Source organism: Paraburkholderia sp. Ac-20347, assembly GCF_017104805.1.
GTDB lineage: Bacteria > Pseudomonadota > Gammaproteobacteria > Burkholderiales > Burkholderiaceae > Paraburkholderia > Paraburkholderia tropica.
Map to the genome: position 1 here is coordinate 22,171 of NZ_JAAGPN010000082.1, position 11,322 is coordinate 33,492.

An 11,322-nucleotide genomic window follows, 5' to 3' on the forward strand; every position below is an offset into this window, starting at 1 on the left:
ACGAAATTAATTGAACGTTGCGATAAGGTTTTCTGATTGATTGAACGCGTTTGCGGGCCGCTTTGGAACCGATTTCAGTGAAGGATCTGGTGGGTTGGCGGCGCGCGATGCGGCTTACAGCGCGAGTTGATAGCGGACGAAGTCATCGGCCTGAACGAAGCTGTCGTACAGCTTGCGCGCGGGATTGTCGCGCCGCGTGTGCCAGTACAGACGCGACCAGCCGCGTGCGCGCCCGAACGCGACGAGATCCTCGATCAGCCGCTTGCCGACGCCCTGGCCGCGATGGGCCGGATCGACGAACAGATCTTCCAGATAGCCGATGGGCGCCACGACCCACGTGCCTTCGTGCAGCACGGCAATGCTGAAACCCACCACGCGATCACCCAGCTGCGCGACGCGGCCGAGCATCGGGCTGGCCGGATCGAGCAGGCGTTCCCACGTGCGCGCGCTGACCTCGGGCGCGACTTCGGTTTCGTAGAACGCCGTGTAGCCGGCCCAGAGACGCAGCCAGTCGTCGCGGTCGGCGGCCGCGACGTCGCGGATCACGATGGCTTCAGCTTGAATCGGCGTCATGCGCGCGGGCTCCCGTCGCGCAGGCTCGCCAGCGACGCGCGCTGATTCCCGTCGGCGTCGAAATTGCTGCTCGCGAGCCATTGCTCGAAGCCGGCGCGCACCTGCGGCCAGTCCTGATCGATGACGGCAAACCACGCGGTATCGCGGCTGCGTCCCTTATAGACGACCGCTTGCCGGAAGATGCCTTCGAACTGGAAGCCGAGCCGCAGCGCGGTTTGACGCGAGGGCGCGTTGAGGCTGTCGCACTTCCACTCGTAGCGGCGATAAGCGAGGTCGTCGAAAACGTAGCGCATCAGCAGATATTGCGCTTCGGTCGAGAGCGCGGTGCGCTTGAGCAGCGGCGAGAACGTCACGCTGCCCACTTCGATCACGCCATGCGCGGGATCGATGCGCATGAGCGCGAAGGTGCCGACCGCTTTGCCGCTCGCGCGGTCGACAATGGTGTAGTGCAGCGGATCGGTGGAGGCGGCGGCCTTGACCAGATACTCGCGGAAGGCGGCGAAGTCGGTGAACGGGCCGGTGAAGAGATAGGTCCAGTCGCGGCCGTCGGCGGCCTGGCGATACGCTTCGAAGAGGTCGGCGGCGTGACGCTCGGCATCGACCGGCTCGATGCGGCAGCGCTCGCCTTCGATCGTCACGCGCGCGGGGCGCTCGCGCGGCGTCCAGTTGTCGACGGCGGGGCCGATGGGCTGCTGGTATTCGTTGAGACGAGAGGCCATGAGTGCGTTCCTGAGATCCGTTGCGTGCGTGATCGAGCGATAAGGCGCGACAAGAGGAATACGGTAACGCAGCGGTGGTTCCTTGCAAAGATCCACGGAAATGGGGTTCGTTGGGGCCACGATCGGCGACCGGGTCGCGTTGATTTTGCGTTGGCTTCGCGTTTACTTCGCATACGAATAAAACTATACTTCGCATGCGAACATTAGCGTACTTTAACGCACTTTAACGCACCAATCAGGAGACGAGACGATGGCCCCGGAAATTCAGGTGCAACTGGCGGAAGAGGTGGGTGTGCTGACCGCGACGATCGCGCGGACCGACAAGAAGAACGCGCTGACCAACGCGATGTACGGCGCGCTCGCCGACGCCATCGTGCGCGCCAATGAAGACGACGCCATCCGCGTGCTGCTGATTCAGGCGGACGGCGACCTGTTCACCGCAGGCAACGACGTCTCGGAATTTGCCGCGCAGGCGATGGGCAACGCGCCGGAGGAGCGCCACGTGCTGCGTTTTCTGCGCGCGCTGGCCACGGCCACGGTGCCGATCGTGGCGGCGGTGCAGGGCAAGGCCGTGGGCGTCGGCACGACAATGCTGCTCCACTGCGACTACGTGCTGCTCGCCGACGACGCGCAGCTGATCACGCCGTTCGTGAACCTCGCGCTGGTACCGGAAGCGGCGTCGAGTTATCTGATGCCGCTGCGCATCGGGCATACGCGCGCCTTCGAAATGTTCGCGCTCGGCGACCCCGTTCCCGCTGATGCCGCCGTCGCTTGGGGCATCGCGAACCGCACGGTGCCGGTCGCGGAATTGCGCGCGGAGGCACGCCGTATCGCCGAAAAAATCGCCGCGCGGCCGGCGGGTTCGCTCACGGCCATGAAGCGGCTGATGCGCGACGCGGAAAAACTGGTCGGACAGATGGACAGCGAAAGCGCGATTTTCGTCGAGCGCCTCGCGAGCGCCGAAGCGAAGGAAGCGTTCATGGCGTTCGCGCAGAAGCGCGCGCCGGATTTCACGAAGCTTTCGCGGCGGTGATTACGCGTCGTCGTCGAGCGCGGGAAATTTGTCCTGCAAGCTGCCGAGCCAGCGCGCGACGACGTCGATTTCCGCTTCGCTGAACCCTTCGGTCAGACGCGCGTTCAGATCGGCGAGCCCCGCTTTCGAGCGCTTGACGGCCGCGCGTCCGTCTTTCGTGAGCCAGAGCCGCGAGGCGCGGCGGTCGTTTTCGTCGGCATGACGCTCGACGAGGCCGGCGCGTTCCGCGCGATCCACGAGACCGCTCATGCCCGGCGCCTTGAGGTCGAGCGCGGCGGCGGCTTCGCTCGTCAACGCGCCGTCGTGCTTCGCGAGAAAGAACAGCAGCCCGACCTGCGCCGCCGTCGCGCCGCCCGACGCCGCCCGCGCCTGCGACCAGCGATGCAGACGCCGCTGGCCCACGTTCAGCAGATAGACGAGCCGATGATCCATTCCCCGCACCTCGCGTTGCCTTGCCACGCCCGCGCTGCGCATCGGCGCGCGGGCATGGCTTGAGTTAATAGTTCGCGTGCGAATATTAACATGCGGGTCAGGCGGGTTTTCCGGCAGGCGTCGCGTGCGTTATTCGCTGCGCGCCTTGCCGTCGTGCGGACCGATGGGGCGCTCGGGCCAGTCGGTCCAGCTGTCGTCGCGGGTGGCTTGATGCTCGGCGTTGAGCGGATAGTGCAGGCGATTTTCCGGCTTGGTGGCTTCGCCGATCACCATCAGCCGCACTTCCTCGCGCGTGTTGTTCAGGAAGCTGTGGCAAATGCCCGTGCCCGCCGGAAAGCCGACCGAATCGCCGGGCGCGAGCCGGTGCAGATGACCGTCGATCCAGGCATCGGGCGTGCCTTCCAGCACATACACGAACTCTTCTTCTGCGCTTTCCGCGTGCGGATAGGACGTGCGCCGACCCGGCAGCAGCCGCACATGATGGATGCCGATGCGCTTGAGCCCGAACGTGCTGGCCAGCGGCGCGCCGATGCCCATCAGTTCGGTGTCGTCGGCGTAATGGCTGTCGTCCGGTCCTTCAAGCTCGGTCCAGTGCCGGATAAACGCGGGGCGTTGCATGGCGGGGCTCCCAGAGAAGAGAATCCGCGTATGACACCATCGACCCGACGCGGTGTCTATCGATTTAAAAAGTGCGGTAATAAATAGCAAACGATTGCGCGCGAGGTTTCCTGTGTTTGCGGCGCGAATAGCCTTCAGAATGCGTGAAACGCGCCGTTAGCCGTGAGATCGACGGCGCTTCGCGCAGGGCCGGACCGTCAAGGCGTCGCCCGTTTCCTCGACAACAATATTCAAAGACCATGGGATTCTTCGACCGTTTCCGCAAAACGCCCGCCCCGCCTCCGCCGCCGACCATGGCGGAATTCGCCGAGCTGTTCATGGCCGCGTTGCGCGCAGCGGGCGACACGCGCACGTGGCGCACGGAGCAGGGACACTCGCGCCTCGTGCAGACGGGACTCGCCGAAGGCGAGCCGTCGGCCTTCATCAATCTGCCGAATATGCACCGGGATTACGCCGACGCCGCGCCCGACGCGCGCGAGGCCACCATGCGCCGGGCGGTGGCGGCGATGATGCAGCAGGACGTGCCCGCCACGCTCGCCGAGGCGAAGGCGCGGCTGCGGCCCGTGATCCGCAGCACGACCGAGCGCGGCTATCTCGATCTGCAGACGCACGGGAATGCGAAGCGCCCCGATCTCGCGTACCGCAGCTTGTGCGAGAACCTCGAAATCGGCATAGCCTGCGACGGCGAATTCAACGTGATGCGGTTGAACCATACGCACCTCGCGACGTGGGGCGTGAGCTTCGACGAGGCGATGGCCATCGCCATCGACAATCTGCGCGAGACCTCGTCCAAGCCGTGGATGCCCTTGCAGAACGGCGTGTTCGTCTCGCAGTTCGGCGACTACTACGACGCTTCGCGTCTGTTGCTGACCGACCTGCTGTATCGCCAGTCGATCTCCGGCGCGCCCGTGGTGATGGCGCCGAACCGCGCGGTGCTGCTGCTGACGGGCGATCGCAACGAAGCGGGCTTGCAGACGCTCGTGGAACTGGCGGAGCAGGCGTACGCGCAGTCGCGTCCGCTGCCGCCGCTCATGCTGCGCTGGAACGGCGACGCGTGGGAGCGTTTCGTGCCGCCCGCGCTCGCCGCGCGCCTGCATCGCATGCGGCTGCGCGAACGCGACGCCGATTATCAGGACCAGCAGGACGCGCTCGTCGCGCTGCACGCGCGCGAAGGCCGCGATGTGTTCGTCGCGAAGCACACGGTCCTGCAAAGCGCCGATGGCGAGCAACGCAGCGTGTGCGCGTGGAGCGAGGGCGTCCACGCGCTGCTGCCCGATACCGACTTCTTCGTGCTCGTGCGCGCCGCGACGAAACAGACCGCTTTCGTGCCGCGCGCCGTGGTCATGGCGCGTTTCGCCGACCATCTGAAGCCGACGTCGTATTTGCCGCTGCGCCATGAAGTCGCGAGTTTCCCCGACGAGGCGGAATTCGAGGAAATGCTCGCGAGCTACGAAAAATTGCCGTCGGGCGGTTGATCGGCGCTACTCGCATTCCTGCAACTAACAGCCAGCTACGGCAGCCGCTTCCAGCCAAAGCGCGCAACACACAACAACGTTTGATCCCCAAAGCGCGGCCCGCAATCTCAGGGCCGCGCGTTATGTCCCCATCGTTCAAACGGCTGCGCCGCCTTCGTTCGCGCCCCGATAAGTCGCCGCATCCGGCGACCCATCCTCACATCGATCCGCGCACGCTCACCCGCCAATCCCACCGCAATCTTCAGCGACCTTAGCGACGCGCGGCGGCCACTGCTATAAAATCGCGGCTCCAGTCTTCGAGACGAGCGGCGTCAGTACTAGATCCGCTCGGTCCGCTCGATCAATCGGCACGCCTGTCCGGGCGTTGCGTCAAGATGTAGTGTCAAGTGCTCTGCTATTCGCGGCGACTTCGGCGCCGCTTACCGCCCAGCAACGGGCGGCCAGCTTCTTGCGCAATCGCATGGGTCATCGGGCTTTCCGCGAGCCTCGAGGCATTCGCCAGCAACCCGTTACCCAGCAACACACGTTAGAACTCAAGCAGATTTATATGGATTCGGATCCGCATCGCGCCCCGGAAAATGTTTCCGGCGCCCGGGACAACGCGCCGTCCCTGCATCGCAGTCTCAAAGCCCGACACCTCACCATGATCGCCATCGGCGGCTCGATTGGCACGGGTCTGTTCGTCGCGTCGGGCGCGTCCATTTCGCAGGCCGGTCCCGGCGGCGCGATGGCCGCGTACCTCGTGATCGGCCTGATGGTCTACTTCCTGATGACGAGCCTCGGCGAAATGGCCGCGTTCATGCCGGTCTCCGGCTCGTTCGCGACCTATGGCGCGAAGTTCGTCGACGAGGGCTTCGGCTTCGCGCTCGGCTGGAACTACTGGTACAACTGGGCGGTGACCATCGCCGTCGAACTGGTCGCCTCGCAGCTCGTGATGGGCTACTGGTTCCCGCACGTCTCGGGCGTCTGGTGGAGCGCCGGATTCCTCTGCGTGATGTTCCTGCTCAACGCGCTGTCCGTACGCGGCTTCGGCGAGGCGGAATACTGGTTCTCGCTCATCAAGGTGATTACCGTGATTGCGTTCATCGGCGTGGGTCTGCTGATGATCGTCGGCATTCTCAAGGGCGGCGCCGATCACGTCTGGGGCAATTTCATGCTCGAAGGCGGTCCGTTCACGGGCGGCCTGCCGGCCTTGCTCGGCGTGACGATGATCGCGGGCTTCTCGTTCCAGGGCACCGAACTGATCGGCGTGGCGGCGGGCGAATCGGAGAATCCGGGCCAAACGATTCCGCGCGCGGTGCGTCAGGTGTTCTGGCGCATTCTGCTGTTCTACGTGTTGGCGATTTTCGTCATCGGCCTGCTGATTCCGCACACCGATCCGAACCTGCTGAAGTCCGACGTCACCGATATCGGCGTGAGCCCGTTCACGCTCGTGTTCCGACGCGCGGGTCTGGCCGTGTCGGCCGGCGTGATGAACGCGGTCATCCTGACGGCCGTGCTGTCGGCGGGCAACTCGGGCATGTACGCGTCGACGCGTATGCTCTACAACCTCGCGGTCGAAAAGCGCGCGCCGAAGGTGTTCGCGAAGCTGTCGTCGAGCGGCGTGCCGCGCAACGCGCTGTACGCCACGACGGCCGTGGGCGCGCTGTGTTTTCTCTCGTCGATGTACGGCGACAAGACCGTCTACATGTGGCTGCTCAATACTTCGGGCATGACGGGCTTTATCGCGTGGCTCGGCATTGCCGTGAGCCATTACCGCTTCCGCAAGGGCTTCGTTGCGCAGGGATATTCGCTCAAGCAACTGCCTTATACGTCGAAGTGGTTTCCGATCGGGCCGATCTTCGCGTTCGTGGTGTGTCTGGTCATCATGCTCGGCCAGGACTATCAGGCCTTCGTCGCCGACAAGATCGACTGGGCGAGCGTGCTGGCCACGTATATCGGCATTCCGCTGTTCGCGCTGATGTGGCTCGGCTATCGTCTCGTGAAGAAGAGCCGCTTCATTGGCTACGACGAGATGGACATTCAGGCCTTCGCAGAACGCGCCGCCCGCTCGGCGACGTCGAACGACACGGTGCTCGCACAACGCGACGGCGCGGTGCAGTAAGCCGGGCGCAAAGCCAAAAGAAAAGCCCAAAGAAAAACCGCCCGCGTTCTGCAACGCGGGCGGTTTTTTTACGTCTTCGAACCCGGCGCCCGTAGCGGGCGCCGCGTCATCAGAAGATGTTGCGCAGACCGATTGCAACGCCGGTCTGGTTGTTGCGACCCGGGTAGTCGGCGAGGTAAGCGCCCGTGCCGCGCGTGAAGTCGACCGTGCCGTAGACTTCCGTGCGCTTCGAGAGCGAGTACTCGGCGAGCAGCGTGGCCGAGTAGTTGATACCGGCGCCGTAACCGCCGTCAGCCAGCGCGGCATTGCGTGCGTGACCGTAGTAGCCGGCCAGCGTGATCGCCAGCGGCGCCGTGGCTTGCCACGTCGAGCCGACGTAGAAGTTGTCGTCGATACGGTTCTGGCTCGAAATCAGGGCGGGTGCGCCGCTGACCTGTTGCTGCGCCTGGTCGACCGTACCCGTGTTGTCCTGCGAATGCAGCCAGCCGGCAAGCAGACGCACCGACGGCACGACCGTGTAGACGAGGCCGACGTTGGCGATGTTGAACTTCTTGCCCGAGACATCGTTCTGCTGGAAGCCCACGAGACCTTGCACCGGACCGAACGCGTACGAAGCCGTGAAGCCGTACATCGAGTTCTCGCCCGTGCTGCCCGCGACGCCGCCGAAGCCGTACATCGCTTCAACGTGCAGGCCGGCGATCGTGTTCGTGTACTTCGCCGAGTTGTTCGTGAAGAGGAACGGGCCGACCGGGTTGTACGCCCAGCTGTCCTGCCAGTAGTCGGCGACGGTCAGCGGGTCGAACGTGTTGCCCATTTCGTCGAAGAACGGCGTTTGCTGGCGACCGAAGGTCAGCGTGCCGTACTTCGTGTTCGAAAGACCGACGTAAGCGTTACGCTGGAACAACTGGTTGTTCGAGTTCGCGAGCTTGCCGTTGAACAGATTGAACTGGTTTTCCAGCTTGAAGATGGCCGACGTGCCGCCGCCCAGATCTTCCGTGCCCTTCAGGCCCCAGCGGCTCGGCGTCACGACGCCTTCGCGCATTTCGACGAGGCCGTCGTTGTTCGAGTTGGCGTTGGTCTGGTAACGCAGGGCCGTATCGACGAGGCCGTACAGCGTGACCGAGCTCTGTGCGAATGCCGATTGGGCCGATGCGGCCAGCAGTGCGACGCCGAGCGCCGCGGTGGTCTTCTTCATGTCTTCCCCGTTTCTATTCGTCTGGATCGCCGCGCGGCAGGCGCGCAAGCGATCGAAGCTGGATAACCCGTGCGCGCCGGCGGAGTCCAGCGCGCTGAAAGTGGCGCAATGATATTTCGAACAATTTAAATTCCTGTAATGAAATCGACGCGCTGTCGCCCTTCTGCAACAAGGCGTCGCCGCGGGGTTGACGGTTTTCGGCGCGCTGCCAGGGTCCGCTTTTTAAAGCCGTTTTAATGCGCGTTTAAGGGGAATTGCTGATTGAAACTTGGCGCGACGTCGAGCCGGGTCTTGATGACGTCGGCGCGGTGATAGAGGTCGGCGGTGCGCTGCTGCTCGGCGATCAGGCCGCTGTCGATGGCCACGGGTTGTAGTTGCGCGCGCTGATAAACGGTCTTGAGCACGTCGGCGGGCAGGCCCGTCACGCGCGACTGAATGGCCGCGACTTCGTCCGGATGCGCGAGCGCCCAGCGCTGGCCTGCCGCCACGCGCTGCACGAAGTCGGCGATTTCGGCGTGTTTGGTGCGGATCGCTTCGTCGGTCGCGGCCTCGAAGCTCAGGCCCGACGAGACGCCCACGCCGTTCGCGATGCTGCGGTCGTGATCGCGCGACTCGGCCAGCGCCACGTACGGGTCCCACGTGGACCACGCGTCGACGGTGCCGGACGCGAGCGCGGCTTTCGCGTCGGCGGGCTGCATGAAGGCCCACGTCACGTCGCTGAGTTTCAGATGCGCGCGCTCCAGCGTGGCGACGGCGAGGTAATGACCGATCGAGCCGCGCGTGGTGGCGATGCGCTTGCCCTTGAGATCGGCGGCATCGCGGATCGGCGACGACGCGCTCACGAGGATCGCGAGATCGACGGGCACCGAACGCGTGGCGGAGACCGCGCGAATGCGCGCTCCGGCGGCGTAGGCGAAGATGAGCGGCGCGTCGCCGAGACCGCCCACGTCGATCGCGCCCGCGTTGAGCGCTTCGCCGAGCGGTTGCGCGGCCGGAAAGTTGAACCACTCGATCTTGTACGGCACGTCCTTCAATTGACCCGATGCTTCGAGAATGCCGCGCGTCTGCAATTGCTGATCGCCGACCTTGAGCGTGGTCTGCGCATGCGCCGCGCCGGCGAAGAAGGCGAACGATGTCGCGAGCGCGGCGACCGTGCTGTGAACGAAGCGAAAGCGTGAAGCGGAACGGCGCATGGAGCGATCCTCGATAGCTGAACAGATGGGAATGGCCCCACGATAAGCAGCGCATCGTCATAACGCAAACGCATTGTTCTTCTATCTAAATATGCAAGAAGCAGTAGGCGGAGCTTGAACCCGAGCGGTCATTGACGCTAAGCTTGTGCACGTCAGACGCATTACGCAGGAACTCCATTCATGAAACTCGATGAGATCGAAGCCTTCGTGGCCGTCGTGCGCAGCGAATCGCTGAGCCAGGCCGCCGAAGCGCTCGAACTGACTCAACCCGCCGTCACGCGCCGCATCCAGAACTTCGAGGAAGCGCTGGGCGTTGCGCTGCTCGACCGCAACACCAAGCCGTTGCGCGCCACGCCGATGGGCCGCACGGTCTACGAACAATGCCGCGCGATCCAGCGCGAAGTCGACGCGCTGCGTCAACTCGTGAACGACGGCGCGCCGCTCGCGGGCGTGCTGCGCCTCGGCGTCGCGCAAACGGTCGCCGACATCGCCATGCTCGACGCGCTGCAGGCGTTGCGCGCGGCGCATCCCGAACTGCAGGCGCGCGTGTCGACCGGCTGGGGCGCGCCGTTGCTGCAAAAAGTGGAAGACGGAGAACTCGACGCCGCCGTGGTGCTGCTGCCCGCGAATCGCGCGCTGCCCGAGACGCTGGCGGGCGAGATGCTCGGCGCGCTCAAGCTCGCCGTGGTCGCGCAAAAGGGCATGCTCAAGCGGCGCACACTGACGCTGGCGGAGTGCCAGGCGTATGGCTGGGTGCTCAATCCGGACGGCTGCGGTTTTCGCGCGGGCTTGCAGCACGCGCTCGCCGCGCAGGGCCATTCGCTGCGGCTGAACCTCGAAACGCTGGGCGCGGAATTGCAGCTCGGGCTCGTCGCGGATGGTGTGGGTCTCGGCCTCGTGCCGCAGCCGCTCGTGACCGCGAGTGCGCATGCGGACCGGCTCGATGTCGTGCAGATCGCCGATTTCAAGCCGGAAATCGCGGTGTGGATCGTGCGTTCGCGCGCGATCGGGCGGATGGAATCGGCGCTTGCGGTGCTTGCGCAAAGCATCGCGCGCCGCTTCAAGGCGGCGCGCATCGCTAAAGCAGCGTGATGGACAAGGCTCATTCGAGCCTTGTTTTCCAGCCTCAAATCACGAAGAACCCGTGCGTGCCGTCGCGCCCGAGTTGCTCGACGAGTCCGTACTCCCATTCGAGGTACGCGTTCATCGCCTCGCGGGCGTTGCCGGTGCCTTCATACGGACGCCGGTAGCGGTCGATGCGCGGCGAGGCCAGCGTCGTTTCGCCTTCCTCCACGGGCAGCCCCGCGCGAATCCACGCCGACGTGCCGCCTTCCAGCACCTCGACAGGCTTGCCCGTGAGCGCGGCGATGTCGGGCGCGGCGAACGGCGCAAGCGCGTTCGTCATGCACACGGCCACGTAGCGCTTCGCGTCGGGCAACGCGCGCAGATCGGCGAAACCGGGCGCGAGATGCGAACGCAGCGTCCAGTACGCGCCCGGAATATGCGCCTTCACGTGATTCGCGCTGGACGTGAAATCGAGCACCACGGTGCCGTGATCCGCTTCGGCCAGCCGCGCCGCGAGCGCCTCGGGCGTGATCGACGCCACGGGCGCGGGTAACGGTTTTTGTGCTTGCCACGCGCCGTGCGCATCGAGGTCGGCGGGCGACGCATCGTCGATCACATACACGTCGTGATTCATCTGCGCGAGCCACGACGCCGTCATGTTCGCGCGCACGCCGTCGTCGTCGAACAGCACCACGCGCGCGCCGCGCACCGGCGCGAACATTTCCGTTTCCTGCACGAGCTGACCGCCGGGCGCGCCGACGAAGCCGCCCGCATGCGCGTGTTCGTATTCCTCGGGCGTGCGCACGTCGAAGCGATAAGTCGTGCGCTGCGTGTCCGCCGCCCAGCGCGCGGCTTCGGCGAGCGTCGTGCGGCCCACGCCTGCGCGGTCGGCCAGCGTGCGCGCCGCGCGTTGCG

At 65.1% G+C, this 11,322-nt stretch carries 9 protein-coding genes and 1 pseudogene; 4 read left to right on the forward strand and 6 right to left on the reverse strand.

Features of this window, described 5'->3' with window-relative positions; genetic code table 11:
• Positions 1-114 precede the first annotated feature (114 nt).
• Positions 115-1,292 (reverse strand): annotated as a pseudogene (locus G3N97_RS39470) (GNAT family N-acetyltransferase).
• A 250-nt stretch (positions 1,293-1,542) separates the two neighbouring features.
• Here G3N97_RS39470 and G3N97_RS17360 point away from each other — a divergent pair.
• Positions 1,543-2,325 carry an enoyl-CoA hydratase gene (locus G3N97_RS17360; protein ID WP_205994367.1) on the forward strand — a complete coding sequence of 261 codons (783 nt, stop codon included), beginning with the start codon at positions 1,543-1,545 and terminating at the stop codon, positions 2,323-2,325.
• Here G3N97_RS17360 and G3N97_RS17365 read toward each other — a convergent pair whose 3' ends face one another.
• Together G3N97_RS17365 and G3N97_RS17370 are read right to left on the reverse strand one after the other, a co-directional pair.
• Entirely contained in the window at positions 2,326-2,757 is a 432-nt protein-coding gene (locus G3N97_RS17365; protein WP_065061548.1) for a MarR family winged helix-turn-helix transcriptional regulator, read from the reverse strand.
• A gap of 129 nt (positions 2,758-2,886) precedes the next feature.
• Positions 2,887-3,375, reverse strand: coding sequence for a cupin domain-containing protein (locus tag G3N97_RS17370; protein WP_205994368.1), 489 nt, complete (start codon positions 3,373-3,375; stop codon positions 2,887-2,889).
• A gap of 293 nt (positions 3,376-3,668) precedes the next feature.
• Between G3N97_RS17370 and G3N97_RS17375 the strand changes: the two genes are divergently transcribed.
• The gene (locus G3N97_RS17375; RefSeq protein WP_241030645.1) at positions 3,669-4,850 is read left to right on the forward strand and encodes a DUF1444 family protein; all 1,182 of its coding nucleotides are present in this window, start codon (positions 3,669-3,671) and stop codon (positions 4,848-4,850) included.
• 547 nt (positions 4,851-5,397) lie between these two features.
• On the forward strand, positions 5,398-6,954 hold the full coding sequence (locus G3N97_RS17380) for an amino acid permease (RefSeq protein WP_205994370.1): 1,557 nt from the start codon (positions 5,398-5,400) through the stop codon (positions 6,952-6,954).
• A 109-nt stretch (positions 6,955-7,063) separates the two neighbouring features.
• On the opposite strand, the gene G3N97_RS17385 is transcribed toward G3N97_RS17380, so the two are convergent.
• Both G3N97_RS17385 and G3N97_RS17390 read right to left on the reverse strand, forming a co-directional pair.
• The gene (locus G3N97_RS17385; RefSeq protein WP_205994371.1) at positions 7,064-8,149 is read right to left on the reverse strand and encodes a porin; all 1,086 of its coding nucleotides are present in this window, start codon (positions 8,147-8,149) and stop codon (positions 7,064-7,066) included.
• Positions 8,150-8,382: 233 nt separating this feature from the next.
• On the reverse strand, positions 8,383-9,342 hold the full coding sequence (locus tag G3N97_RS17390; protein ID WP_205994372.1) for an ABC transporter substrate-binding protein: 960 nt from the start codon (positions 9,340-9,342) through the stop codon (positions 8,383-8,385).
• Positions 9,343-9,522: 180 nt separating this feature from the next.
• On the opposite strand from G3N97_RS17390, the gene G3N97_RS17395 reads away from it, so the two are divergent.
• On the forward strand, positions 9,523-10,434 hold the full coding sequence (locus G3N97_RS17395; protein WP_205994373.1) for a LysR family transcriptional regulator: 912 nt from the start codon (positions 9,523-9,525) through the stop codon (positions 10,432-10,434).
• Between the two features lie 34 nt (positions 10,435-10,468).
• Here G3N97_RS17395 and G3N97_RS17400 read toward each other — a convergent pair.
• The coding region (locus G3N97_RS17400; RefSeq protein ID WP_346778080.1) for a rhodanese-like domain-containing protein at positions 10,469-11,322 on the reverse strand (854 nt) is incomplete at its 5' end.